We start from the raw sequence: 24,586 nt of genomic DNA, 5'->3' as shown, positions 1-24,586 counted from the left end.
CCGGTAAGAACCGGAAGGAACACTCACGAGCTGTTCAGGCACGCAGGTGGTGCCGCCCGATCGGCTCGCCGGGCTCGTCGGGGTCTGTGGTGGGGAATCCCGGCGGTATGTGGGGATGTTCGCGCCTGGTGTCGGGTTCTTCGGTGGCGCGGGTTTCGGATTCGATGTCGGCTATGAGGTGCCAGACCGTGTAGGCGCCTTCGCCGCCTCCGGCGTGCTGGCCCGTTGAGAACGCGATGGCTCTCGCCGGTAGCTGGGTGGTGAGCATGGCGAGGATCAGCAGGTTGAACAGGACGAACGTGCTGAGCTGGATCCAGAACATGGTGGGGTTCCTTCCGAGGTGCGAGCGGGTCGATTTCGCGCGAAATCGGCACTTGCCAGGCGTGGGGAACGGCGATTTCGCGCGAAATCGCCCGTCCCTGGGGTGTCACAGGCGGGTGGTGAGGGTGTTCCAGCAGCGCATGCAGGTGTCTTCGCGGATCCAGTCCACTTCGGACCTGTCGTGCAGCTCCGCTGCATTCGCTTCTGCTCCGCAGAACGCCTTCACTCGCTCCTCGCGCGGAGCTTTCGTTGTAGCGATGGGAAATGCGTGGCGGCCGCCGGTGACCGGGCGCCAGACGTAGGTCAAGTAATCAGCCATGGGGATTCCTTCCGGGTTGCTGTGTCAATGAGACCGTCCCAAAACATTCCATGCAATCTTGTTCACCGAATTGTGTAATGGCGCTGTCTCAGCGCCTGAAATAGCGTGGTCATATGACAACTGCACGTTCTCGCGGACTCGGCGCCGAAGTACGCAATCTACGCAAGAACGCTGGCCTGCGACTTGAGGAATTGGCCGAACTCTGCGGCTGGTCAAGGGCAACGTTCGGGCGGATCGAATCGGGCGACAAGATTCCGACCGACACTGAGATAGCCATCATCCTGGGAACCCTTGGCATCAAAGGTGATGAACGAAAGCGCCTGCTGGAGCTGGCTCATGATGCGCACCAGCCGAACTGGTGGGAGATCGGCTACAGCGGGCTGCCGTCTCAGCTAGCTTCACTGCTCGAGTTCGAACGCGCCGCCACCAAGATCACGGACGTTGCACTCGGGTTCGTCCCCGGGCTGCTGCAAACGGCCGACTACGCGCGAGGAGTCATCCGCAACGGCGGACTGTCCGAGAGCGAAGTGGAGTCACGAGTTTCACTGCGCCTCGGCAGGCAAAGCATCCTGACCCGGTCGAAGCCGGTCGCGCTGCACGCCCTCATCGATGAGTCGATACTTCACCGCCCGGTAGGCGGAGGTGCTGTGATGGCAGAACAGCTTCGCCACGTTGCGCGCATGAGTGAGCGGACACACATCACCGTCCAGGTCGTCCCCTACTCCGCAGGTGAGCATCACGGGATGAACGGCAGCAACCTGATCCTGGAGTTCCAACGGCAGCGACCGATAGTTCATCTGGAGCATCGCCGCGCTGGAGTCTTCATCGATGACCCCGCAGACACCTTCCTCTACCTCGAAGCCGCATCTACTGTTGAGAAAGCGGCTTTGAGCCCAGCAGATTCTGCAGACCTCATCTTGGCTTGCGCGAATGCGCTGGAAGGACACGATTCGAGATGATCTTTGAGTGGCGAAAGTCCAGCTACAGCGGAGTGGAAAGCAACTGCGTTGAGGTTGGTTGGCGGAAGTCCAACTACAGCGGTGAAGAAGGCGACTGCGTTGAGGTTTGGGCTGGGCCCGACGTTGTCGGGGTTCGGGACACCAAGGATCGGGATGGCGGAACCTTGGTGTTCGGGCAGCCGACCTGGGGGCGGTTCTTAGCCGCTGTGAAGGCTGAGCGGTTCTGCTGAGCCGCTCAGCGCAGGAGGGTTGCCGCTTCCGGGTCGGCTAGCAGGGCCGTCAGGGCGAACCTCTCGTGCCAGGCTCCCGATGCCCAGGCCAGGGCTCGGGCCAGGCCGTCCGGGGTTCGCTCCGCGTGGACCTTTCCCGTGCTCTCGACCCACCAGTGGACGCGCTGCTCTCCGGCCGAGGACCGGACCTTCAGCACGTCGTGGAGGGTCACCTCGCCCGTTGGCACCGTGATTCCGAGGAGTTCGCAGGCCGCCGGGACTCGCGCCACCTCCGGCCAGCGCTGGAGGCGGCCCGGACCCACCACCTGCATCGTGTTCTCCTCGGACGCCAGCGGCAGGTCCAGGAGTTCCGCCAGCGCCTCCGCGTCGAACTGGTCCGGGCTGCCGCCCGCGATCACCAGCGGCGCTTCCAGCACGCCGAGCATCCACGGCTCGTCGAGCACCACCGCTCGCCCCGTGCTGACCACCGCACCCGACACCGAACGCACCATCTCCGGCGGGTCGAACTCGCCCGGATCCACGACGCCACCCGCAACCGCGTCCGTTAGCGCTTGGTGCGCCCGCAACGCCGTTCCGGCGCGCACCGCGCGGTCCGGGTCACCGAGCCGTTCCAGCAGGTCTTCGGCATCATCGGCGTCCTCGATGACGAGTTCGCCGCGCACACCCGCGATCCGCAGGTGCTCGTCGTCGAGCCCGACATCGGGCACCGCGTCGTACAGGCCCGCGAGTTCTTCGGCCCCGGCAAGGCGCCAGTGCTTGGGCGGGTGTCCTTCGATCAGCGCGTAGCGCGCGATCCACCAGGCCGAGTAGCTGTTCGGTTCGCGCAGGGCCCGCAGCGTGTCCGGGTTCCGCACCAGCAGCCGGATCGCCGCCGGCCAGGCGTCGTCGGCGACCAGGTCGAGGTCGCGGATGCCCATGAACCTGGCGGGCGGCCAGTTCTCGGGCTGCGCGGCTTCCTGCTCCGCCCACCAGTGGTGCGAGTCGGGGAAGTCGTCGTCGGCTTCGACCGGGTCTTCCTCGACGTGCACCGCGAAGCCGTCCAGCACGCCGATGGACCGCAGCAGGTCCGCCGGCCGGTCGGCCGCGAAGTCCTCGTCCAGCACCGCCAGCGGCGCGTCCTCGCCGATGTACTCGGGGTCGAGGACGTCCAGCAGCGCCGCATCGGGCAGCATGAGCTCGTCCGCCCGGCGGAAGTCACCGTCCGCGTCGGGCAGCGCCAACGCGCCCAGCCAGTGGCGCGGCTGCGCGCTCGCGACCAGCCGCAACACCGCCTCCGCCAAGGGCTGCACGTCCGCCCCGGACCGCGCGTCGGAGACGCTGCTGCGCACCGCCTCCTCCAGCGACGGGGCGTCGAGCAGCTCCGCCGGGCCGGCCGGGTGCGCGCCGAGCTTCTCCAGCAGCGGGTGCGTCGCTTCGGGGTGCGCGATGCGCAGACCCGAAATGTCCAGTGTGGACAGGAGCGCCGCCGGGTCTGGGTCCGCATCCCGGTGACTCAGCAGGACATCCCGCACACCGGTGACCGTGCGACCGTCCGCCAGCGGCACCGGCAGCGCGGAGAACTCCTCGCGCGCCACAGGATCCGCGCCTTCGATCGGGGTCAGCGCGTCGTAGAGGCGGTACCACCAGTGCGGCGGGCGCTGCAGACCCGTGACCGCTTCGACGATCTCCGCCGCGGCGAGCCGCCGGACCTCCAGCACATGCAGCGACCTGCGGTGGTGGGCATCGGCCAGATCCGCCGTGAGCAGGCCGGGAACCACGTCCTTCAGCAGCTCCACGAGCTCCGGCGAGACGTATTCGAGGACCCGGGATTCCAGCGGCGCCAACAGTTTCCCGTTGGCGGCAGGCAGCCACGCCGCGACGCGCAGCCGGTCGTTCACGCCCTGTCGCAGCTTGTCGTCCACATCGGACAGCGGGAAGCCGGGCAGCGGCACCAGCGCCGTGCGGTGCTCCGCGGCAATCTTGCCGACCAGCGTGGGATAGCACTCGGCGGCGAACGTCAGCACCGAGTCCGTGGCGGCCGACGCCGCAACCCGGCGGCGGTCCGGCTCCACCGGCACGCTCGCCAGCAGCCGCGCGGGCAGCGACAGCCGCTCTTCCGTCGGGGTCGGGGCGTGCAGCACGTCCTCGGCCAGCGGGATCGGCATGCCGTACTCGTCCAGCGGAACCGCCCAGGTCACGTGCCACTGCGTGGCATGCCGGGCCTCGACGCCCAGACCGGCCAGCGCCACCTCGCTCAACGTGCCCGCTGCGCGGTGCACGAGCCACCGATCGCTGCGCACCGGGCCGCGCACGACGAACCGGTCATCGGCCTCGTCGTCGCGCCGCCAGGTCTTCTCGCCGATCCGGATCTCGGTCAACCCGGGCAACGAGATCAGCAGATCAGGGGCCTGGTCGGTCAACGCCGCCAGCAGCGCCTCCGCGTCCACCTCGGGACGCAGCGGCAGCCGCACCTCGGTGTCGAAACCCGTCGGCGGCTCGTCGGCGACCGCCCACGGCAGCCGCAGGATCGGCACCACGCCCTCGCGCGCCGCCAACTCCTCGGCCCGGCCCGACAGCTCCGCCACCGCTTCCCTGGTCCGCTCCGCGGAAAACGCCACACCACCGGACGTCGACACGATCCGCGGCTCGTCGGACACCGCCAGCACCGCGGCGAACCCGACGCCGAACCGGCCGACCGACACGCCCTCGCGCTTGGCCGACGCGCGCAGCGAAGCCAGACCCGCCACGCCATCCACGGTCAGCGGCGCACCCGTATTGGCCACCCGCAGCTCGCGGCCGACGAACTCGACCCGCAGCACACCGCTGGTGCCCGCCGCGTCCGCCGCGTTCTGGGCCAACTCGACCAGCAGCCGGTCGCGGTAACCGCCGAGCCGGAGGTCTTCCTCGGCGTTGGCGTCCTCGCGGAACCTGGTCGGCGAAGCCTCCCAGGACTGCAGCACGGCCTGCCGGAGCTCGGCCGCGCCGAACGGGTCCGCTCTGCTCACCCGCGCGGCTCGAAGTCCAGGGTGGCGTCGTCGTAGACGACCTCGGCCACCGGAACCGTCGACGAGGCGTCCACCTCGACCTCGGAATGCGCGCCGCAACCAAACTCGACGCTGACCACGCGGCCGTCCGCGGGCGCGAGCTCGTTGGCGCAGACGCCGAACGCACCGCCCATCGAACCCGCCAGCTTCAGGAAGAAACCGCAGGTACCGCAGGCCCCCGGGGCGGACCGGGCGATCTCGGAGCGCGGCCCGAAGTCGCCGTTGTGCCAGCGGTCGGCGGCCTCGAGCCGCCCCTCCAGGCTTAGCACCCGCTTGCGGCCGAGGCCCACCTCGTGGACGACCTCCTCCACCGCCGGGTCGTCGCTGGCCAGGTAGCCGGGCGCCAGGCGCGGGTCGTCCGCGGTGGTCGGCAGCAGGTCACCCGCGCCGAGGTCACCCGGGCGCACCCGCTGGTTCCACGGCACCCAGTCCGGCGCGGTCAACGCGTCCGGACCCGGCAGCAGCACGACTTCGCTGACCGTCACCGGTTCGCCTGGTCCGACGCTGGCGACCGTGACCGCCCAGCGCCACCCGACGTAGCCCGGGTAGTACGACTCGAAGTAGTGCGTGACCGCGTGCGGGCCCTCCGGCTCGACACCGACGTGCGCCCCGACCGGGGCGGAGACCTCGGTGTCCAGGGTCAGCACCGGCGAACCGATCGGGTCGTCCCCGGGCCGCGCCTCGTCCTCCGCCGCAGCTCGGGCGACGTCCTCCGCGGCGGCGAGCTCCGGGTTCGGCGGCACGGGCGCAGGCGGCCCGGCATCCTCGAACGGGGCACCCGCGCCTGGGCTGGTCATCGGAGCAGGCATAGGCGTCACATGCTCGATTGTGCCGTACGTGGTCGTCGCCGCCGTCGGCCGTGTCAGGCTTTCGGGGTGCGACTCCTCCTGACCCGTCGTGTGCTGTGCGGCTGGGTGCTCACCATCGGGCTGGGGTTGCTGGCGTGCGCACCGCAGGTACCAGCGCAGCACGACGGCCAGGACAACCGCGAGCAAACCGATCAGGGCGTTGGGCACTCGGGAAGCCTGCCACACCTTCGAGCGGAGGTGATCTCCGTGCTCCCGCACGACCACTCCTCATTCACTCAGGGCCTCGAACTCGTCGCCGGCACCCTCTACGAAGGGACCGGCCTCCACGGCGAGTCGCTGCTGCGCGCCACCGACCTCGCCACCGGCGAAGTACGCCGCGAGACCCGGCTCCCGGCCGACCTCTTCGGTGAGGGCATCACCGTCACCGGTGACCGTATCTGGCAGCTCACCTGGCAGGAAGGGGTTGCGCTGGAGCGGGATCGGGAGTCGCTGGCGGAGCTGCGCCGCGTGGAGTACTCCGGTGAGGGCTGGGGCCTGTGCTTCGACGGGGCGCGGCTGGTGATGAGCGACGGCAGCGACCGGTTGACCTTCCGGGACCCGGTGACCTTCGCGCCGATCGGCGGGGTCGGCGTGCGGCTCGGAGGGTCCGCGGCCGACGAGCTGAACGAGCTGGAGTGCGTCGGTGGGCAGGTCTGGGCGAACGTGTGGGGCAGCGACGAGATCCTGCACATCGACCCGTTGAACGGGCAGGTGACCGCCGTGGTGGACGCGTCCGGGCTGCTGAGCCCCCGGCAGCGGGCGGGCACCGACGTGCTCAACGGCATCGCCGCCGTGCCCGGCACCGACGAGTTCCTGCTGACCGGGAAGTACTGGCCGTCGATTTTCCGAGTTCGCTTCATACCAACGTGATCATTAGTACGGTCGGCGCATGGATGATCAAGAGGACTTGGTGGAGCCGCTGCACGTGCTCTGCGTGCTCGGTACCGGCATGGATTTCGACGCGATCGAGCGAGTCGTCGGCGCCGTGGGCGGACCGCAGTTCTCGCTGGACCGGGAGTTCTCGATGCAGGAGCACGACCCGCGGATGCTTGACGCGTTCGAGGCCTGCCTGGCGTGGTTGACCTTCACCGACGCCGACTGGGACGCGGTCGCCGAGCACGATTCGGTCGCCTACGTGCTCGCGAAGGGCGGGCAGGAGCACGCCCCCTACATCTCCGAGCGGATGCTGGCGGTGGTCGCGGAGCTGTTCGAGCGCTGGGGCGCTACCGCCATCAAGAGCGAGAGCAGCGGTCTCGCACACGGTCGGGAGACGTGGCTGGCGCTGGCCGAAGCTGCCGCCCAGCCCGACGCGCTCCGCCGGGCCTGGGTGAAGCGGCCGATCCACAGCGGCGAGGTGCTGCACAGCTGCGGCATGCACCTGCTCGGGGTCCCCGACGTGGAGTTGGAGACCGAGGGGCTGCTCGACGAGAGCCGGCTCGGCGAGTGGGTGGAGCTGATCGACGGCCTCGCGGGGTACCTGCTGACCGAGACGCGGGCGGCGGCGATCCAGGACGGCGAGGGGTTCCGGCTCGCCGAGGACGCGCCGCGCTGGCTGCTACACCAGCACGCGTGCGACCGCTACGACGACGAGGACATCTTCTTCAACCCCTACGGCTACTGGCGTCTGACCCCGGCCTGAGGTTCTGCCTGCTCAGGTGCCCGTGCGCTTTTTTGGGGGCGCAACTATTCGCGGTGCTGGGTAAAGATGCGTCATTTCGGGTTAGTTTGGTTGCCGCGAAGGAACCTGGGTCCCGCTGTGTGGCCGCAATTTCCATTGAAATCGAAGGTCAAAGGTCCGGTTCAATGGAAATTGCGCCAGTGCACGGCGTCGAGGCTGTATCTGCGGGTCACTGGCCGTGAGCGTTTTTGGGTGCTATGACCCCGAAAAATACTCACGGGGCTCCGGGGTTGCTTTGGACCACCCGGTCGGGGGTGGTTTCGGGGTGTTGATGTCGCTCGATGGTGTCCGGGTGTATCTGGCGGGCGGGTTCCTTCCTCTTTAACCGTGGGACCGCCGAAATCCGGCGGAGACCCGATCGGTCGGAGGCGGGTGAGGCAGGATGAACGGTATGGGTTTGCGACGCCATGACCAGCGGTCGGACGCCTCGCGCGGCCGATCGGGCTGGGGTGCCGGGCAGCGCCGCAAGCGCGGTTGGTATACCGAAGGCGGCCGGGAGGCCGAGCACGGCTCGGCGCAGCGCGCCGAGCACCGGTTCGAGGCGTCGAGCAGGGGCGAGCCCGACCGGGGCGAGCGGCGGGGTTCCGGCGCGAGTTCGCGGGGGGACGAGCGGTCCGATCGGCGGTATCCGTGGGAAGAGGATCCGGATTACGAGCGTCCGCGCAGCAGTGCTCGGCGGTTGCCGCCGCTGCCCGGAGACCGCTCCGGCCGCGCGGAAGACCCCGAACAGCCCGAACCGGAGAAACCCCGCGGCACCGCGCCGCCCCAGAAGCTGACCGTCACCCGTGTTGCCGCTTGGCGCAGCCGGGACCTGACGCAACGCGCGATGCGGATGTTCTTCTCGCTCGCGCACGCCGACGGCGCCGACCGGTCCGGGCTCGCGAAGTTCACCTACGCCGTGATGGGCAACTACGCGGTGGACGCCGCGATGGCGGTCGCGCTGGCCAACACGCTTTTCTTCTCCGCCGCCACCGGCGAGAGCAAGGACAAGGTCGCGCTCTACCTGCTGATCACGGTCGCTCCGTTCGCGGTGATCGCCCCAGTGTTCGGCCCGGCACTGGACCGGCTGCAGCAGGGCCGCCGCATCGCGCTCGCCGCGTCGTTCGCGGTCCGGGTGCTGCTCGCGGCCGTGATGGCGCTGAACTTCAACAGCTGGTTGCTGTACCCGGCGGCGCTGGGCTGCATGGTGCTGTCGAAGTCCTTTGGCGTGCTCAAGGCTGCGATGACGCCGCGGGTGCTGCCGTCGCAGATCACGCTGACCAAGGCCAACTCCCGGCTGACCGCGTTCGGCATGGCCGCGGGCGGGATCTTCGGCGCGATCGCCTCCGGCTTCGCCTGGATGCTGGGTTCCGAGGGCGCGCTGTGGTTCATGGCCGCGATGGCCGTCGGCGGCGTGTGGCTGTGCCTGCGGATTCCCGGCTGGGTGGAGAGCACCGAAGGCGAGGTCCCGACGTCGATCGGCGCGCACCCGGAGCAGACCAAGAAGGTCCCGGTGAGCGGGCACGTGGTCGTGGCGCTGTGGGGCAACGGCGGCATCCGGGTGCTGACCGGGTTCCTGACGCTGTTCGCCGCGTTCGTGATCAAGCAGAGCACCCAGCACGAGCCGTTCATGCAGCTCGTGCTGTTTGGCCTGGTCGGCGGCGCGGCCGGGGTCGGCAGCTTCCTCGGCAACGGGCTGGGTTCGAAGATGCACTTCGGCAAGCCGGACCGGGTGATCATCGCCTGCCTGGGCAGCGCGCTGGCCGTCGCCGTGTGCGCGGCCGTGCTGGCCGGGCTGCCGCTCGCGGTGGTGGTCGGCCTGGTGGGTGCGACGGTGAGCGCGCTGGCCAAGGTCTGCCTGGACGCGGTGATTCAGCACGACATGCCAGAGGCCTCGCGGGCCTCGGCGTTCGGCCGGTCTGAGACGATCTTGCAGCTCAGCTGGGTCTTCGGCGGCGCGCTGGGCGTCCTGCTGCCACCGGACTACTGGATCGGGTTCGTCGTCGTCTCCGCCGTGCTGGCGCTGATGCTGGCGCAGACGATCGTCGCCGGGCGCGGCGGCACGCTGCTGCCCCGCATCCGCCGCCGGGCCGCACCGGCCACCGAACGACCAGGGGCCAAGTCGTAGGCTCGAACCGTGCATCGTGGACTGAAGCCGCTGCTGGCGGCGGCGGGCATCGCGCTCGTCGCCGGTTGTGCCGCACCCAGCGAACCGCAGGTCACCTTCTACTCGCACGGGAACTCGGTGGCCGTCAACCCCGCCCAGCTCTGCGACGCGACGGGGCAGAACTGCAAGACGCCGTCGGAGAACACCGTCGGCGACCTGCGCGTGCCGGACAACGATCCGCTGCAGATCTCGGTGCCCGGCGAGGTCGCCGCCACGCCGTGGCAGGTGGTGTTCATCTACCGCGGCACGAACGGCCAGGAACTGGACGGCCGCAGCGCCGTCTTCCGCCCCAACGAGCGCCACGCCTACACGCTGCAGGTGCCGCCGGACGGCACCCGGTTGGAGCACGTGGAGGTCCAGCAGTTCTCGGCGGTGCTGACCCAGGGCACGGACGGCGGTGTCGACTTCGGCATCGGCGGCACCTGGATCCTGAACGTCCACGAGTGACGGCCGGCTTCAGCCGCCGACCAGCCCGGCCTCGTAGGCGGTGATCGCGGCCTGGACGCGGTTGTTCGCGGACAGGCTGCTGCAGGATCGTCCGGACGTGCGCCTTGACGCTGCCTTCGGCCAGGAACAGCCGCTGCGCGACGTCCTGATGGGACAGTCCCGCGCCGACCAGCGCCGGCACCTCGCGTTCCCGCATGTCGCTTGCCGACGTGATGGGACCACCGAGTTGCCAAGAGCAAGGGACCACCCGTGGCTGTCATCGAGCATCGGTGTCGATGCCCTGATCGTCAACTCAGGCGTGGTCGCCGCCGCTGGCCCGGGGGCGTTGGCGCTGCCGGTAGGACTCGCCTTCGACGACGAGTTCGTGGCAGGTGGAGGTCAGCCGGTCGACCGCGGACTGCGCCAGCAGGGGGTCATCCATCATGGCCAGCCACTCGCTGGCGTCCCGGTTGCTGGTGATCACCGTCGATGCCTTCTGGTGGCGCTCGACGCAGAGCTCGTAGAAGTCGGTGGTCTCGGTAGCGTCCAGTCGTTTGAGGGCGAAGTCGTCGATGATCAGCAGCTCAACGGCGGCCAGCTTGCGGATCTCGGCGTCCAGGGAGTTGTCCAGTCGGGCGGCCTTGAGCCGCTTGAACAGCTTGTCCGCCCGCGCCATGTGCACCGAGCGGCGCCGGCGGACGGCGATATGCCCGAGCGCGGTGGCCAGGTGCGTCTTTCCAACGCCCACCGCTCCCAGGACCAGGGCGCCGTGCGGGCCGTCGAGGAACCGCAGGCTGACCAGCTCGTTCCACAGCTGCCGGTCGTAGCGGACCGCCCCGGTCTCCTCCCAGGTGTCCAGGCGCATCGACGGGTCCAAACCGGCGGCGCGGGCGCGCAGCCCGGCGGAGGTGTTCTCTCGCCGTGCCACCTCGTCGGCCAGGACGAGTTCGAGGAAGTCAACGTGGGTGAATTGTTGTTGGCGGGCCAGGGAAAGCCGGTCGGGAAGGGTGTCGAGCATCCGGCCGAGCTTGAGGGTCCGCAGGGCCTGCTTGAGTTCCGGGCCGATCACCGCCGGCGCGGCCGGGGCCGCCTTGGAGGTGGCCCTTCCGTTGGTTTTTGGTGTGGTCACTGGGGTTCTCCGTCCTGTTCGCTGCTGTCGTGTTCACAACCCCCGGCGACGCCGGGGAGATCGGGGTCCTGGCCGCCGCGCAGCACGATCAGCCGCCGGTTGGAGAACTCGGACGGGTCACGGGCGAACCGGGTCGGGCCTCCGGCCGCCTGGCGCGGACTGAGCGTCGGGGTGGTCTCGATGGCCTTTTCCAGCATCGAGGCGATCTTGGACACCGACACCACGTCAACCTCCAGGGCCTTGGCGCAGGCCGTCTCGACCGGGCCGGGCCCGTAGCGGCGCACCAGGCCCAACAACCGGTAGGCCTGCCGCATCCTGGTCCACGGCAGATCGACCCGCAGTAGCCGTTCGGCGTAGATGCCGACGTGGTGGCCGTGGCGGCGGGCGGCGCGCACCAGCGAGTCGAGATCGCGCATCGCGTAGCCGGAGGTCTGCGAGGGCAGGTCGGCCGGATCGGTCCACCGCCCACCGGGCCGCTGCCGAGGATGGACTTTCACCAGCCGGCCGTGGTGGAACAGCTTGACCAGCACGGAGTCCGCGCGCACCTCCAGCCGCTGCCCCACCAGTTGCGACGGGGCGGAGTAGAGAGCCTTGGCTATCTCGACGTGGAAGTCCTTGTGCACTTTGACTTTCGTGAAGATCGGGACGTCGTAGGCCTTGTCGGGCAACGCGAGCAATGCCGGCGCCTCAGCCTCGGTGAACACTTCCAGCGGGCGGGCCTGGATGGTGCCGTGCATGCGTTGCCCGGCCGTGGTCGAACACCACGATCGAGCGCGGGTTTGGGCGTCGGCCAGGTCCAGAAACGACTCTCCCGCAAAGAAATTCCCGCGCACGTACTGAACCATCCGCTCGACCCTCGGCTTGTCACGAGGATGGCGAACACGGGTGGCGTCTGTTCCGAAGCCGCAATGCTGGGCGTAGTCCAGCCACCCAGCGGTGAAGCGCGGATTGACCGGGTCGGCGTCGGCGACGATCGCGGCCATGTTGTCCGGGATGACGACCTTGAACACCCCGCCGAAGTAGGCCCACGCGGCCTCACAGCCCGAGATCACCGCGTCCAGTGTCTGGGAGAAGGTCAACCACACGAACATGTGCCGGGAGAACACGGCGGTGAGGATCAGTGCGTGGCAGACCCGACGACGGCCCCGCGCCGCGTCGTTGACCAGCCCCATACGGGCGAAGTCGATCTGCAGCTCAGCGCCGGGCTCACCATCGGCCAGTCGCGTTGTCGTTGCCGTGCGGCCGAATCCGCAACGCTCAACGCAGAACCGGTGCAGCGTCCGATACGGCACCACCACGCCGATCCGCTCCAGCTTCACCCCGACCTTGACCACCGACAGCCCGGCGGCGACCCACTCGGTGATCTGTTCGCGCTGGGCCTCCAGAGCCTGCCAGGAGCCCCCGCGCCCGCTGGGGCGGACCGGACGGACCCGCTCGACCACCTCGCCGAGTAGCCCGTCGGTCAACTGGTCGTCCCCGCCATCGCGGGTCAGCCCCGCCTCTTGGGCGGCCTCCACATAGCGTCGGCACGACCCCGTCGCCCTTGGTGACCACGACCGAGAATCCGGGTACGCCGGTGGATTCCAGCGCGTTGGTCAGGTACTCGTCGATGGCGGGCGCGGTCGGCTCGGGCGCGTCGTGCGCATTGGCCGGGCCGAGCGAGATCCCGAGCGCCACCGCGAGCGCGATGGTCTTGGCTGTCGCGCAGGTGAATCTGGGAATCCGGGCGCCCTCGCCGGATCTGCCGACCGACCACACCGCCCCTGCCGCGAGGCATAAAGAAGCCGGGCGCACCGCGATGCGCCCGGCCTCCGCGACGTTCGTCAGTTACCCGGATCGAGCTCGCGGGCGACCGCGCGCACGACCTCGCCGATGCGCTTGGCCATTTTGCGGTCCGGGTAGCGACCGCGGCGCAGGTCGGGCTGGATCTTCAGCTCCAGGAGCTTGATCATGTCCTCGACCATGCCGTGCAGTTCGTCGGCGGAGCGGCGGTGCGCCTCCGCCACCGACGGCAGCGGGTCCAGCAGCTTAACCTTGAGCGCCTGCGGACCGCGGCGCCCCTGCGCCATGTCGAAGTCGACGCGCTGGCCGTTTTTGAGTGCATCCACGCCGGACGGCAGCGCGGAGGATCGCACATAAACGTCCTCCCCACCGTCCTGGGTCAGGAAGCCGAAGCCTTTTTCCGCGTCGAACCACTTGACCCTGCCGGTAGGCACTGTCCTCACCGTTCCCTGTCGAATGCGCTGGCCCGGTCTCCGGGTCCTCGGTCGTCCTTGTCTTCTCCGCCGAGTGGGGCCGAACGACCCCGGCACGACGAAAGCGCCCCGAATACGCCACGCAGTTGGGCGCGCCGGGACGCGTCACGACTAGCGTACCGCGTAACCATCCGACAACACCCGGCCTTATTGACCAAGGCCCGCTGCGGCACCGGGCTCAGTCCGTGAATACCCTGCTCAGCATGGCTAGTGCAACGTCCAGGTCCGCAGTGCTCCCGGTATCGATGGCCCTGTTCGGGCTGGGCCTGCTGGCGATCGTCATGATCTTCGGGCTGGCCGCCGCCGGCTACCAGAACCTGCCGATCTGGCTGAACCTCGCCACCCTGCTGTGCCCGGCGGGCCTGATCTTCGGCGTGGTCGCAACCATCTTCCGCAACCGCAGGCGCTGAATCCGCCAAGCGGGACCACGCCCGACACAGGGGTTCCGCGTCGGCGATTTCGCGCGAAATCGCCACCTGGCACGCGTGGGGAGCGGCGATTTCGCGCGAAATCGCCGCCGTACTCCGCCAGGCGCCCCAGCACGATCAGGCGTGCTGCGCGAGCCACTCCGGGAACTCCGTGAGGTCGCGCAGCGCGACGTCGGCACCGGCTTCCACCAGCTCGTCGACGCCGTAGGGGCCGGTGGCCACGCCGACGGCGACCGCTCCCGCGGTCTTCGCGCCGACGATGTCGCCGAGGTGGTCGCCGACGTAGATCGTCGCGCCCTCCTCGCGCAGCACCTCGCCCTTCGCCGCGGCGAAGACGTCGCCGGCGAGCAGGTCGACGTCCCAGCCGAACGCCTTGAGGTGCAGGGCCGCGTTCGGCTCGAACTTCCCGGTGATCACCAGCGTGCGCCCGCCGGCTTCGCGGACCGCGTCCAGCGCCAGCGCGGCGCCCGGCATCGGCTCGGTCGCCCCGACCACCACTGACGGGTAGATCTCGCGGAAGTGGTTCACCAGCCGCTCAACCATCGGCTCGTCGAAGCCGTATCCGCGCATCGTGTCGGCCAGCGGCGGCCCCAGGTGCGCGGCGAAGGCCTCGCCGTCCAGCGACAACGCGAACTCCGCGTTCAGTGCTTCGATGGCGCGCACCATGCCGGGGCGCGGGTCGATCAGGGTCATGTCCAGGTCGAAACCGACGGTCAGGGCGCTGCGCTGTTCTGCCACGCGCCTCACCCTACGTGCGAGCGGACTCGCCGCCCGACCCCCAAAACCTTGATTCAGAACTGTGCAGTACCGAAAATCATGTCGTAATATTTCTCACATTCCGGCGAGCTGGAGTCGTTCAAATGACGAGCACCACCGCGCACCCCGCCCATCGCGCAGGCTTCCACTCCCTGCGGGCCAGCGGCCTGAACTGGGACTCGCTGCCGCTGCGCCTCTTCAACAAGGGCAACGCCAAGTTCTGGAACCCCGCCGACATCGGCTTCAGCAAGGACACCGAGGACTGGCAGCGGCTCAACGAGGCCGAGCAACGCAGCGTGGCCAGCCTCTGCGCCCAGTTCATCGCCGGCGAAGAGGCCGTGACCCAAGACCTCCAGCCGTTCGTGGCCGCGATGGCCGCCGAGGGTCGGTTCGGCGACGAGATGTACCTGACGCAGTTCGTGTTCGAAGAGGCCAAGCACACCCAGGTGTTCCGGCTGTGGCTGGACGCCATCGGACTCACCGAAGACCTGCACGGGCTCGTCGAGGAGAACCCCGGCTACCGCGAGATCTTCTACCGTGCGCTGCCCGAGTCGCTGCATGCGCTGCACGACGACCCCAGCCCGGAGAACCAGGTGCGCGCGTCGGTCACCTACAACCACATCGTGGAGGGCACGCTGGCCCTGACCGGCTACTACGCCTGGCACAAGATCTGCGTCAGCCGCCGCATCCTGCCCGGCATGCAGGAGGTCATCCGGCGCATCGGCGACGACGAGCGCCGCCACATGGCGTGGGGCACGTTCACCTGCCGCCGCCACGTCGCCGCCGACGAGCGCAACTGGGACGTCGTGCAGGACCAGATGGCCCGGCTGCTGCCGCACGCTATCGCCCAGGTCCAGTGGAAGCCGGAGGACGCGCCCGAGGTGCTGCCCTTCGAGCTGGACATGGATGAACTCACGGCCTACGCCTCGGACCGCGCGACCCGCCGCCTCGGCGCGATCTCCAGCGCCCGCGGCGTGCCGCTGGCCCAGATCGATGTCGACGCCTCCCCGGAGCAGCTGGAGGACCAGTTCGGCGCCGAAGACGCCGCCGAACTCGCCAAGCTCGACGCCAAGGGCTGATCCCGGACTGCAGCGCAACTTCTCGCTTATGCGCCAAGCGGCCGAGTGTCGCGTGAACCCCAATCCGCGCGGCCGGTTCGCCCGGCGGAAGGCACCCTTAACCTGCAACTTCCCGGCAGCTGCTCAGGAGTTGAGGCGGGTCAGCGCCCGAGGGAGTTGAGGCGGGTCAGCGCCCGAGGGAGTTGAGGCGGGTCAGCGTCCGAGCGGCTTCGGCCTCGATCTCGGCGGCGATGTCAGCGGCCGCCTGGGTCACGGCGTGCCGGTAGGAGCTCGCGGTGGCGGCCTCGTCGGCTAGCAGGAACCGCGTGCGGATCCAGACGGCCAGGCGAGGGTGTGGCAGATCAGGACATCGCCGAGTTCGGCAGCAACCGCCGGGTGCTCCGACCACCTGCGGGTCGGCCAGCTCGCCTTCGACTGCGTCCAGCTTGCCACGATGGACACATCGGGCACGAAGCTGTTCGCCCGCACGCCACCGACGCCGCCGCTGCTGCCGCCGCTACTGCTACTGCTACTGCTACTGCTACTGCTACTGCTACTGCTACTGCTACTGCCGAAGCTCACCCACGATTAGCGGTGACCCGCCGTCGGGATTCCCTTGGCCGGGCAAGCGAGATGACGACGCCGCCTGCGGTTGCATAGGGTTCAGGGGGTGCGTGCCTTCGTCGTGGACTCCTTCACCGGCAGCGCGTTCTCCGGAAACCCCGCCGGGGTCGTGCTGTTGGACGCCCCTGCCGAGGTCGAGTGGATGCGATCGGTCGCCGCCGAGCTGCAGCACTCCGAGACCGCGTTCGTCGTGGTCGGCGGCCCGGGCGACGAGCCGAAACCACTGCGCTGGTTCACCCCCACCGCCGAGGTACCGCTGTGCGGGCACGCCACCCTCGCCACCGCGCACGTGCTCGGCGGCGACCAGCGCTTCGACACCCGCAGCGGGGTGCTCACCTGCACCGCGCAGGCCGACGGCTGGATCGAGATGGACTTCCCCGTCGACCGCGCCGAGCCGGTGGAGCCGCCCGGGGCGCTGGCCGCTGGGCTGCCCGGCATCACCATCGAAGAGGCCGCGCAGGGCGAGACCAAGGTGCTCGCGCTCGCCGCGTCCGCCGCCGAAGTCCGGGCGGTGCGGCCGGATTTCGAGGCGTTGGCGGAAATCCCGTCGGGCGGGGTGATCGTCACCGCGCCCGCCGACCGGCCCGGCATCGACTTCGTCAGCCGCGTGTTCGCCCCGCAGGTCGGCATCCCGGAGGACCCGGTGACCGGTTCGGCGCACTGCCTGCTGGCGAACTGGTGGGCGGTGCAGCTCGGGCGCGACGAGCACGACACGATGTTCGTCGGCGAGCAGGCGTCCCGGCGCGGCGGCATCGTCCAGATGGCCCTGCGCGGGCACCGCGTCGGGCTCCGCGGCCGGGCCGTCACGGTCCTCCGCGGCGAACTCCTCGCCTGAAGCCTGAACCACACCGTTCCACCTGGTCAGGACCCATGAGCACGTTGGGTTGCCTATCGGAGCTGTTTCCAAACTCGTCCTGCGTGGCGGTGCGGGTAGCGGGGTCGGCGGGGCGGGCGCCGGGCTGGCACCGTATAGGCATGCGGTTGTTGCTGAACATCATCTGGTTGGTGCTGTGCGGGTTCTGGATGGCGGTGGGCTACGCGTTCGCCGGAGTCCTGCTGGCGATCACGATCATCGGCATCCCGTTCGCCATCGCGTCCTTCCGGATGGCCAACTTCGCGCTGTGGCCGTTCGGCCGGCGGCTGGTGGACGAGCCGGCCTCGGGCGCGTTCGCCGCCATCGGCAACATCATCTGGCTGGTGCTGGCCGGCTGGTGGCTGGCGCTCGGGCACATCTTCACCGGCCTCGCCCTCTGCGTCACGATCATCGGCATCCCGCTGGGCATCGCGAACTTCAAGCTCGTACCCGTCTCGCTGATGCCGCTGGGCAAGCGCATCGTCGACGCCGACGATCCGTACGCGTTCATGCGCGTCCGGTGACCTCCGGAGCACCGGCGTACCACCGACCACCGGATCGCAGCGCCGCTGTTCCGGCTCACCGAGCCGCCGCGCGGAGCCCGTGCGCGACGCCGCCGAACGCCTGGCCGAGGACCCGAACCAGGTCACCAGCGCGATCGACCTGCCGAAACCCGCTTCACCGTCCTGAAAGCACCGGGCACCCGCGCCCGCCCGGCCACGGGTGCCCGCCGCCTCAGGCCTTGAACGGGTCGAGGACGTGGCCGGTGAGGTCGGCAATCGAGTTGACCACCTTCGTCGGCCGGTACGGAAACAGCTCCGCGGTGTTCTCGGTGGAGATCCCGGACAGCACCAGGATCGTCTGCAGACCCGACTCCAGCCCAGAGCGGACGTCGGTGTCCATCCGGTCCCCGATCATCAGGGTGTTCTCCGAATGCACGCCCAGGTGGCGGAGCGCGGACCGCATCATCAGCGGGTTCGGCTTGCCCACGTAGTAGGGCGCGCGGCCGGTCACCCGCTCGATCAGCGCGGCGACGGCGCCGGTGGCGGGCAGCGTGCCCTCCCGGCTCGGCCCCTTCTCGTCGGGGTTGGTGGCGATGAACCGCGAACCCGCCTCGACCAGCCGGATCGCCTTGGTGATCGCCTCGAAGCTGTAGGTGCGGGTCTCGCCGAGGATGACGTAGTCCGGATCGCGGTCGGTCAGCACGTAGCCGATGTTGTGCAGCGCCGTGGTCAGCCCCGACTCGCCGACCACGTAGGCCGAGCCGCCGGGCCGCTGCTTCTCCAGGAACTGCGCGGTCGCCAGCGCGGAGGTCCAGATCGCACCCTCGGGGACGTCGAGCCCGGTGCGCTGCAGGCGGGCGCGCAGGTCACGCGGGGTGTAGATCGAGTTGTTGGTGAAGACCATGAACGGGATGTCGTTGTTGTGCAGGGCCGCCAGGAAGGCGTCCGCGCCCGGCACCATGTGCTCCTCGTGCACGAGCACGCCGTCCATGTCCATCAGGTACGTCCAGGGGGATGGCTCAGTCACGCCCCCGATGATCCACCGGAGGTGGGGTGGATGGCTACTTCGGCGGCCTTCACCACAAACCAGACCTCGTCGTCCGGAATGAGCCGCAGATCGGCGACGGCCGCTGGGGTCACGTCGGCGGCCAGCGAGCAGTTCCGCGCCACGCCGCGCACCCGCACGACGTCGCCGCGCGGTTCGAGCGCCGCCAACCGCACCGGGATCGCGTTGCGCGGGCTGCCGTGGGGCCGCTCGCGGTGCACCGCGACGGCCGACGGCGAGAACACCGCAGCGGCGGATTCGCCCTGCTCCAGCTCCTCGACGATCCGGCCGCTGATCGCGCCGTCCCCGAACGCGATACCGTCCGCCGCGGCCACCCCGGGCACCAGGTTGAGCCCGGCCACCCGCGCCGTGAAGGCCTCCTTCGGCCGGGCCAGCACCTCGCGGGTCGGGCCCTGCTCGACGATGCAGCCGTCGAGCAGCACAAGCAGCCGGTCGGCCAGCACGACCGCGTCCAGCACGTCGTGGGTGACCAACACGGTCGGTTTCTCCTGCCGGCGCAGCACTTGGTGCAGCAGCCCGCGCATGGCTGGGGCCGCGTCGACGTCGAGCGCCGCCAGCGGCTCGTCGAGCAGCAGCAGCTGCGGGTTGGCCGCCAGCGCCCGGGCCAGCGCCACGCGCTGCGCCTGACCGCCCGACAGCTGCCCGGGCTTGCGCGCAGCCAGTCCCGAAACGTCCACTCCGGACAGCCAGCGACCGGCGAGTTCCCGGGCCTCCGCCTTGCGGACGCCGGCCGCGCGCGGGCCGAAGGCGACGTTCTCCAGGGCCGTCAGGTTCGGGAACAGCAGGGCGTTCTGCGCGAGCAGCCCGACGCCACGGCGGTGCGTCGGCACGTTGATCCCGCGCTCGGTGTCCAGCCACGACGCGCCGTCCAGTTCGACCCGCCCGCGATTCGGCACCAGCTGCCCTGCCAGCACGGACAGCAGCGTGGACTTGCCCGCCCCGTTCGGCCCGAGCACGGCGAGGACCTCGCCCGGCGCCACCTCGAACTTCGCGCGCAGCGTGAAACCGGCGCGCCGGAACTCGATGTCGGCCCGCAATCCGCTCACAGCCGTCCTTCCACCGCCTTGGGCCGGGCCACCACGATGACCAGCAGCGCGACCACCACCAGCAGCAACGACATTGCCACCGCAGCGTCCACATCGGACTGGGCCGTGTTGTAGATGGCCAGCGGCAGGGTCCGGGTGGTGCCCTGCAAACTACCTGCGAAGGTGATCGTCGCGCCGAACTCCCCCAACGCCCGCGCGAAGGTCAGCACCAAGCTCGACCCGAGCGCGGGCAACAGCAGCGGCACGGTGACCCGCCGGAACGTCAACCAGGGCCCGGCGCCGAGCGTCGCGGCGACCTGTTCGTAGCGCCCGCCCGCGGTCCGCAGCGCGCCTTCCAGGCCGATCACGAGGAAAGGCATCGCGACGAACGTCTGCGCCAGCACCACGGCCGCCGTCGTGTACGGCAGGCGAATGCCCACGGTTTCGAGCAGCTGCCCGAGCGGGCCGGTGCGCCCCAGCAGGTAAAGCAGCGCGAGGCCGCCGACGACCGGTGGAAGCACCAGCGGTAGCAGCACGAAAGCTCGCACCATGCGCAGTCCGCGCATCCGGGACCGCGCCAGCACCAGCGCCAGCGGTCCGCCCAGCACGAGGGACAGCCCGGTCGAGATCAGCCCGGTGATCACCGACAGCCACAGGGCGTCGAGCGCGGCGGGGCTGAGCAGCAGCGCCGGCAGGCGTGCCGGGTCGACGCGGGTCAGCAGCCCCAGGACCGGCAGGACCACGAGCGCCAGCGCGAGCGCCGCGGGCACCCAAAGCACCACCGGCACCTGGGTCGTCCGCAATTTCAATGGAAATCGAAGGTCCGATTTCCATTGAAATTGCGGTGATCGCCTGGTCACGGGGTGCCGAAACCGTGCTGACCGAGGACCTCGCGGCCGACCGGACCTCGCACGAACGCCATGAACTCCGCGGCCAGCTGCTTCTCCGGCGCGGCCCCGATCGTCGCGATCGGATAGGTGTTGACCGCCTGCTGCGTCTCCGGGAAGTCAACCGCCTGCACCTGGGCCCCGGCCGCCTTCGCGTCGGTGACGTACACGAGCCCGGCATCCGCCTCCCCCGCAACGACCTTCTGCAGCACCGACTTCACGTCGTTCTCCTCGCTGGCCGGCGTCAGCTGCACGCCGGAAGCCTGCGCCACCTTCTGCGTGGCCGAGCCGCACGGCACCTGCGGCGCGCAGACCACGACGGTCCGGCCGGGCGCGGCGAGATCGGCGAGCGAGGCGATGTGGGCCGGGTTGCCCGGCGGGACCACGATCGTCAGCTGGTTCGTCGCGAACGTCTCCGGCTGGCCGACCAGGTCGCGCACCTTGTCCATGTTCTTCGTGTCCGCCGAGGCGAAGACGTCCGCGGCGCGGCCCTGCTTGATCTGCTCGGCCAGCGTCGACGAGCCCTGGTAGTCGAACTGCACCCGCACGTCGGGGTGCTGCCGCGTGAACCGCGTGCCGAGATCGTCGAAGGACTCGGTGAGGGACGCCGCCGCGAGCACTGTCACCGTGCGCTGCGGCTGGGACTGCTGCCCGGCCTGCCCGCACCCGGCCAGCAGCACGAGCGCAACCAGCGCACCGACGATCATCCTGAGCTTCGCCATCATCCCTCTCCCGGTGTTTCCACCACGACGTTGGTCGACTTGACCACGGCAACCGCCAGCGCCCCGGGCACCAGCCCGAGCTCGTGCACCGCCTCGGTGCTCATCAGCGAGACGATCCGGTGCGGGCCGCACTGGATCTCCACCTGTGACATGACCCGGTCCGAGACCACCTCGGTGACCAGCCCGACGAACCGGTTCCGCGCCGACCGGCCGATGCCGGAGGGATCCGGCGTCGAGCGCGCCTGGGCTCGGGCGAACTCGGCGAGCGCGGCGCCGTCGACGGTGCGCCGACCGGCGGAGTCCCGATCCGAGGGCAGCTGCCCGCCCTCGATCCACCGGCGCACCGTGTCGTCGCTGACACCGAGCAGCCCGGCGGCCTCTGAAATCCGATAGTGCGGCACAGCCGGAACAATACTTCCGCAGATGCGGGAAAAACCAGGGAATATGCCCGCCGATCAGGATCCCGCAACGGGTTTGTGCCTTCCTGCGCCCCCGTCGAACTCCCAGGCGGGTCCGCACAAAACCGCTCGCGCGATCGAAATACCCCGCCGCTACGCGCTAGGGTCGTGGTGTGACCGCGGTGGACCTGGGAATCCCGCTCGTGCGCCGCACGACCGATACGTCCGCACGTCCGGACACGCCGCAACTGGTGGACCGGTTCGGTCGCGTGGCCACCGATTTGCGCGTCTCCCTGATCGACAAGTGCAACCTGCGCTGCACCTACTGCATGCCCGCCGAGGGCCTGCCGTGGTTGAAGCGCGCGGAGTTGCTCGACACCGACGAGATGAACCGGCTGATCCGCATCGCCGTCGAGGAACTCGGCGTCAATACGGTGCGCTTCACCGGTGGCGAACCGCTGCTGCGGCAGGACCTGGTGGACATCATCGCGGCGACCGCTGCCCTGCCCGGCCACCCGACAACATCGCTGACCACCAACGGGATCAACCTCGGCGGCTACGCCGAACCGCTGGTGCGCGCCGGGCTGAACCGGGTCAACGTCTCGCTGGACACCCTCGACCGCGACGTGTTCAAGCGACTCGCCCGCCGCGACCGCCTCGACGACGTGCTCGCCGGGCTCGCGGCGGCGAAGACGATGCGGCTGGAACCGGTCAAGGTCAACGCGGTGCTGATGCGCGGGATCAACGACCACGAGACCTGCGACCTGCTGCGGTTCTGCATCGAGCGCGGCTACCAGCTGCGGTTCATCGAGCAGATGCCGCTGGACGCCCAGCACGACTGGGACCGCGAGCAGATGATCACCGCCGAGGAGATCCTGGACCGGCTCAGCGCCGAGTTCGACCTCACCCCGGACGTCGCCGAGCGGGGCTCCGCCCCCGCTGAGCGCTGGCTGGTCGACGGCGGGCCAGCCACGGTCGGCGTGATCGCCTCGGTGACCAGGCCGTTCTGCTCGGCGTGCGACCGCACCCGGCTGACCGCCGACGGCCAGTTGCGCTCGTGCCTGTTCTCGACGACCGAGACGGACCTGCGCGGGCCGATGCGCGCCGGGGCGGACGACACCGAACTGATCCGGTTGTGGCAGGAGACGATGTGGGCGAAAGCCGCGGGGCACGGCATGGACTCGGGCGAGTTCGCCCAGCCGGCCCGGCCGATGAGCGCTATCGGGGGTTGAGCGGATGACGGCGCTGCCGGACCAGGCCAGGATCGTCGCGGTGCAGGTGAGGTACTTCGCGGGCGCCCGCGCGGCCGCCGGAGTCCAGGAGGAGACGGTGCGCGTCGCGCGGCCGGACGGTGCCGCGGTGACCGCTGCGGACGTCATCGCCGCCGCGCTGAACCTGCACGACGAGAAGCTGTCGAAGGTGCTGCCGGCGTGCAGCTTCCTGCTCGACGGCGTCGCCGTCCGGGACCGCACCGTCGAGGTCTCCGACGACGCGACGCTGGACGTCCTCCCGCCGTTCGCGGGCGGCTGAACCGCACCCTCTTGGCCCTTCCGGACCGACGCTGAATTACTGCGCGCGCGGGCGTGCGCGCGCACGCGAATACAACATGCGCCGGCGTGTCGTACACGCTCACTCGGGTGACATTTTGATATCGCTCCAGACCATGTCGATCTTGATTCGCGAGCCGCGTCCTTCGGCAGCCTTAACGGCCCCTGATATAGCGACATAGATCGCTACTCTGCGCACTGATGCGAACCCTCTTCGTGATCGTCTCGGCGGTGTCCCGGCACGCCCGGGCGAGAGTGAAGAGGAGTCGACGGCGCGGTGAACCACCGCGACGAGCGTTGCTCGGAGGAAGTAACGAGGTGACCCATGACTCACTGTCGGTGATCGATATCGGCCCGGAAACGACTTGATAACAACGTCCTGATCAGCACAAATACCCCGGATCGAAGCACCTACCCCCGCTGTTACTGTGATCAGCGTCACATGATCTCAGGTTTCCGATCTCCGCGTTGGTTACGTAGTGTCGCTCCTCGGTCGGCCCCGAACCGATCAGCAAGGAGCGGAAGCCCGCAGCGCCGAGCCCTGTCCGGCGGGCTTCCAGACCCCGAAACGAAGAACACCGGACAGGGGCGGGGGACCCAACACCCGGGCTCCCCGAAGCCCTAGGGGTGAAGCCGGTTCCCCGAACCGGCCGGGCTGCCTCTCAGCCCGAACCCGACAGCTCACCTCGCAGGCGCGGCAGGAGAGAGGAAACATGGCTCGCTACCAAGGCAAGCACCGCAGGCCTTCCAATACCAGCCGCACCATCGCGCGCGTCGCCGTCGCCGGCGCTGTGGTCGCCACCCCGATCGCGATCGCAGCCCCCGCCAACGCGGCGTACGCCCCGAACTGGGACAAGCTTGCCCAGTGCGAGAGCAGCGGCAACTGGAGCATCAACACCGGCAACGGCTACTACGGCGGGCTCCAGTTCAGCTCGTCGACCTGGGTGGCCTTCGGCGGCACACAGTACGCCGGCAGCGCCCACCAGGCGACCCGCGAGCAGCAGATCGCCGTCGCCGAGAAGGTCCTCGCCGCGCAGGGCCCCAACGCGTGGCCCGGCTGCACCGCCAAGCTCAACTGGACCACCGGCGGTACCCAGGTCAGCGTCAAGACCACCACGCCCGCCAAGACCACCGCGCCGAAGCAGACCGAGACCAAGGTCAAGCCTCAGACGACCACGCCCAAGCCGGCGGTTAAGACCAGCGGCGCGGACTACACGGTCCAGATCGGCGACACCCTGAGCGAGATCGGCGAGAAGTTCGGCGTCGCCTTCCAGGAAATCGCCCAGCGCAACTCGAGCATCATCAGCGACCCGGACCTGATCTTCCCCGGTCAGCGGCTCGACATCAAATGATCTGGTCGACCGGCCGGTCCGGTCGGCGAGGAG

28 protein-coding genes, 1 pseudogene and 1 riboswitch are annotated in these 24,586 nt (G+C 69.5%); of the genes and pseudogenes, 14 read left to right on the top strand and 15 right to left on the bottom strand.

The annotated features are described in order from the left end of the window. Nucleotides 1–34: 34 nt before the first annotated feature. Nucleotides 35–322 carry a hypothetical protein gene (locus FDZ84_RS14750; RefSeq protein WP_168586371.1) on the bottom strand — a complete coding sequence of 96 codons (288 nt, stop codon included), beginning with the start codon at nt 320–322 and terminating at the stop codon, nt 35–37. Between the two features lie 105 nt (nt 323–427). Further along, complete coding sequence (locus tag FDZ84_RS14745; protein WP_168586370.1) at nt 428–640, bottom strand: zinc finger protein; 213 nt, start codon at nt 638–640, stop codon at nt 428–430. Nucleotides 641–753: 113 nt separating this feature from the next. Here FDZ84_RS14745 and FDZ84_RS14740 point away from each other — a divergent pair, with 113 nt between their 5' ends. Together FDZ84_RS14740 and FDZ84_RS14735 are read left to right on the top strand one after the other, a co-directional pair. Beyond that, entirely contained in the window at nt 754–1,599 is an 846-nt protein-coding gene (locus tag FDZ84_RS14740) for a helix-turn-helix transcriptional regulator (protein ID WP_168586369.1), read from the top strand. Then, nucleotides 1,596–1,829, top strand: a complete 234-nt coding sequence (locus FDZ84_RS14735; RefSeq protein ID WP_168586368.1) for a DUF397 domain-containing protein — start codon at nt 1,596–1,598, stop codon at nt 1,827–1,829. Before FDZ84_RS14740 ends, FDZ84_RS14735 begins: the two co-directional genes overlap by 4 nt. A gap of 5 nt (nt 1,830–1,834) precedes the next feature. On the opposite strand, the gene FDZ84_RS14730 is transcribed toward FDZ84_RS14735, so the two are convergent. Further along, nucleotides 1,835–4,813: a sacsin N-terminal ATP-binding-like domain-containing protein gene (locus tag FDZ84_RS14730; RefSeq protein ID WP_168586367.1), complete on the bottom strand. Its 2,979-nt coding sequence runs from the start codon at nt 4,811–4,813 to the stop codon at nt 1,835–1,837. Beyond that, entirely contained in the window at nt 4,810–5,823 is a 1,014-nt protein-coding gene (locus FDZ84_RS14725) for a DUF3027 domain-containing protein (protein ID WP_246869020.1), read from the bottom strand. Before FDZ84_RS14725 ends, FDZ84_RS14730 begins: the two co-directional genes overlap by 4 nt. On the opposite strand from FDZ84_RS14725, the gene FDZ84_RS14720 reads away from it, so the two are divergent. The 4 genes from FDZ84_RS14720 to FDZ84_RS14705 all read left to right on the top strand — a co-directional run bounded on the left by FDZ84_RS14720 (nt 5,752) and on the right by FDZ84_RS14705 (nt 9,971). Next, a complete protein-coding gene (locus FDZ84_RS14720) occupies nt 5,752–6,570 on the top strand; it encodes a glutaminyl-peptide cyclotransferase (RefSeq protein WP_168590071.1) in 819 nt (272 codons plus the stop codon). The two genes, FDZ84_RS14725 and FDZ84_RS14720, sit on opposite strands and share 72 nt — an antisense overlap. A 19-nt stretch (nt 6,571–6,589) precedes the next feature. Next, the gene (locus FDZ84_RS14715; RefSeq protein WP_168586366.1) at nt 6,590–7,339 is read left to right on the top strand and encodes a hypothetical protein; all 750 of its coding nucleotides are present in this window, start codon (nt 6,590–6,592) and stop codon (nt 7,337–7,339) included. Nucleotides 7,340–7,769: 430 nt separating this feature from the next. Further along, on the top strand, nt 7,770–9,485 hold the full coding sequence (locus tag FDZ84_RS14710) for an MFS transporter (protein ID WP_168586365.1): 1,716 nt from the start codon (nt 7,770–7,772) through the stop codon (nt 9,483–9,485). Between the two features lie 9 nt (nt 9,486–9,494). Continuing rightward, complete coding sequence (locus FDZ84_RS14705; protein WP_168586364.1) at nt 9,495–9,971, top strand: DUF2771 family protein; 477 nt, start codon at nt 9,495–9,497, stop codon at nt 9,969–9,971. Between the two features lie 9 nt (nt 9,972–9,980). Here the strand turns inward: FDZ84_RS14705 and FDZ84_RS14700 are convergent. The 4 genes and pseudogenes from FDZ84_RS14700 to FDZ84_RS40360 all read right to left on the bottom strand — a co-directional run. Continuing rightward, nucleotides 9,981–10,164, bottom strand: a pseudogene (locus FDZ84_RS14700) (response regulator transcription factor); the annotation flags it as partial. A 99-nt stretch (nt 10,165–10,263) separates the two neighbouring features. Continuing rightward, nucleotides 10,264–11,079 (bottom strand): IS21-like element helper ATPase IstB, encoded by an 816-nt coding sequence (istB, locus tag FDZ84_RS14695; RefSeq protein WP_246869018.1) that lies wholly within the window; start codon nt 11,077–11,079, stop codon nt 10,264–10,266. Beyond that, the gene (locus FDZ84_RS14690) at nt 11,076–12,596 is read right to left on the bottom strand and encodes a DDE-type integrase/transposase/recombinase (RefSeq protein ID WP_168586363.1); all 1,521 of its coding nucleotides are present in this window, start codon (nt 12,594–12,596) and stop codon (nt 11,076–11,078) included. The genes istB and FDZ84_RS14690 overlap by 4 nt, the downstream gene beginning before the upstream one ends. A gap of 306 nt (nt 12,597–12,902) precedes the next feature. Further along, the gene (locus FDZ84_RS40360) at nt 12,903–13,295 is read right to left on the bottom strand and encodes a cold-shock protein (protein WP_168586362.1); all 393 of its coding nucleotides are present in this window, start codon (nt 13,293–13,295) and stop codon (nt 12,903–12,905) included. Nucleotides 13,296–13,537: 242 nt separating this feature from the next. Here FDZ84_RS40360 and FDZ84_RS14680 point away from each other — a divergent pair, with 242 nt between their 5' ends. Next, the gene (locus tag FDZ84_RS14680; RefSeq protein WP_168584096.1) at nt 13,538–13,744 is read left to right on the top strand and encodes a hypothetical protein; all 207 of its coding nucleotides are present in this window, start codon (nt 13,538–13,540) and stop codon (nt 13,742–13,744) included. Nucleotides 13,745–13,879: 135 nt separating this feature from the next. Here the strand turns inward: FDZ84_RS14680 and FDZ84_RS14675 are convergent, their stop codons facing one another. Beyond that, nucleotides 13,880–14,500: an HAD family hydrolase gene (locus tag FDZ84_RS14675; RefSeq protein ID WP_246869017.1), complete on the bottom strand. Its 621-nt coding sequence runs from the start codon at nt 14,498–14,500 to the stop codon at nt 13,880–13,882. A gap of 122 nt (nt 14,501–14,622) precedes the next feature. Between FDZ84_RS14675 and FDZ84_RS14670 the strand changes: the two genes are divergently transcribed. Beyond that, nucleotides 14,623–15,597 carry a R2-like ligand-binding oxidase gene (locus tag FDZ84_RS14670; RefSeq protein WP_168586361.1) on the top strand — a complete coding sequence of 325 codons (975 nt, stop codon included), beginning with the start codon at nt 14,623–14,625 and terminating at the stop codon, nt 15,595–15,597. Nucleotides 15,598–15,763: 166 nt separating this feature from the next. Here FDZ84_RS14670 and FDZ84_RS14665 read toward each other — a convergent pair whose 3' ends face one another. Beyond that, complete coding sequence (locus FDZ84_RS14665; protein ID WP_168586360.1) at nt 15,764–15,985, bottom strand: hypothetical protein; 222 nt, start codon at nt 15,983–15,985, stop codon at nt 15,764–15,766. 45 nt (nt 15,986–16,030) lie between these two features. Between FDZ84_RS14665 and FDZ84_RS14660 the strand changes: the two genes are divergently transcribed. The 3 genes from FDZ84_RS14660 (at nt 16,031) to FDZ84_RS14650 (ending at nt 17,577) form a co-directional block, all read left to right on the top strand. Further along, nucleotides 16,031–16,168 carry a hypothetical protein gene (locus FDZ84_RS14660; protein WP_168586359.1) on the top strand — a complete coding sequence of 46 codons (138 nt, stop codon included), beginning with the start codon at nt 16,031–16,033 and terminating at the stop codon, nt 16,166–16,168. A 78-nt stretch (nt 16,169–16,246) separates the two neighbouring features. After that, entirely contained in the window at nt 16,247–17,035 is a 789-nt protein-coding gene (locus FDZ84_RS14655; protein WP_168586358.1) for a PhzF family phenazine biosynthesis protein, read from the top strand. A gap of 140 nt (nt 17,036–17,175) precedes the next feature. After that, the gene (locus FDZ84_RS14650) at nt 17,176–17,577 is read left to right on the top strand and encodes a YccF domain-containing protein (RefSeq protein ID WP_010308641.1); all 402 of its coding nucleotides are present in this window, start codon (nt 17,176–17,178) and stop codon (nt 17,575–17,577) included. Between the two features lie 211 nt (nt 17,578–17,788). On the opposite strand, the gene FDZ84_RS14645 is transcribed toward FDZ84_RS14650, so the two are convergent. The 5 genes from FDZ84_RS14645 to FDZ84_RS14625 all read right to left on the bottom strand — a co-directional run bounded on the left by FDZ84_RS14645 (nt 17,789) and on the right by FDZ84_RS14625 (nt 21,657). Next, nucleotides 17,789–18,553 (bottom strand): HAD-IIA family hydrolase, encoded by a 765-nt coding sequence (locus FDZ84_RS14645; RefSeq protein WP_210435703.1) that lies wholly within the window; start codon nt 18,551–18,553, stop codon nt 17,789–17,791. Between the two features lie 26 nt (nt 18,554–18,579). After that, the gene (locus tag FDZ84_RS14640) at nt 18,580–19,668 is read right to left on the bottom strand and encodes a sulfate/molybdate ABC transporter ATP-binding protein (RefSeq protein WP_210435565.1); all 1,089 of its coding nucleotides are present in this window, start codon (nt 19,666–19,668) and stop codon (nt 18,580–18,582) included. Next, nucleotides 19,665–20,435 carry an ABC transporter permease gene (locus tag FDZ84_RS14635; RefSeq protein ID WP_210435702.1) on the bottom strand — a complete coding sequence of 257 codons (771 nt, stop codon included), beginning with the start codon at nt 20,433–20,435 and terminating at the stop codon, nt 19,665–19,667. Before FDZ84_RS14635 ends, FDZ84_RS14640 begins: the two co-directional genes overlap by 4 nt. Before the next feature lie 68 nt (nt 20,436–20,503). Continuing rightward, on the bottom strand, nt 20,504–21,259 hold the full coding sequence (gene modA / locus FDZ84_RS14630) for a molybdate ABC transporter substrate-binding protein (RefSeq protein WP_168586355.1): 756 nt from the start codon (nt 21,257–21,259) through the stop codon (nt 20,504–20,506). Then, nucleotides 21,256–21,657, bottom strand: a complete 402-nt coding sequence (locus FDZ84_RS14625) for a molybdopterin-binding protein (RefSeq protein WP_168586354.1) — start codon at nt 21,655–21,657, stop codon at nt 21,256–21,258. The genes modA and FDZ84_RS14625 overlap by 4 nt, the downstream gene beginning before the upstream one ends. 170 nt (nt 21,658–21,827) lie before the next feature. On the opposite strand from FDZ84_RS14625, the gene moaA reads away from it, so the two are divergent. The 3 genes from moaA to FDZ84_RS14610 all read left to right on the top strand — a co-directional run bounded on the left by moaA (nt 21,828) and on the right by FDZ84_RS14610 (nt 24,553). Beyond that, the gene (gene moaA / locus FDZ84_RS14620; protein ID WP_210435564.1) at nt 21,828–22,886 is read left to right on the top strand and encodes a GTP 3',8-cyclase MoaA; all 1,059 of its coding nucleotides are present in this window, start codon (nt 21,828–21,830) and stop codon (nt 22,884–22,886) included. Between the two features lie 4 nt (nt 22,887–22,890). Next, a complete protein-coding gene (locus tag FDZ84_RS14615) occupies nt 22,891–23,184 on the top strand; it encodes a MoaD/ThiS family protein (protein WP_168586353.1) in 294 nt (97 codons plus the stop codon). A 583-nt stretch (nt 23,185–23,767) separates the two neighbouring features. Then, nucleotides 23,768–23,912, top strand: a riboswitch (cyclic di-AMP (ydaO/yuaA leader). Between the two features lie 2 nt (nt 23,913–23,914). After that, complete coding sequence (locus tag FDZ84_RS14610; RefSeq protein WP_168586352.1) at nt 23,915–24,553, top strand: transglycosylase family protein; 639 nt, start codon at nt 23,915–23,917, stop codon at nt 24,551–24,553. Nucleotides 24,554–24,586 lie beyond the last annotated feature (33 nt).

This window comes from Saccharopolyspora sp. ASAGF58 (genome assembly GCF_012277335.1).
Lineage (GTDB): Bacteria > Actinomycetota > Actinomycetes > Mycobacteriales > Pseudonocardiaceae > Saccharopolyspora > Saccharopolyspora hattusasensis.
This window is presented reverse-complemented; position numbering and strand designations above follow the sequence as displayed.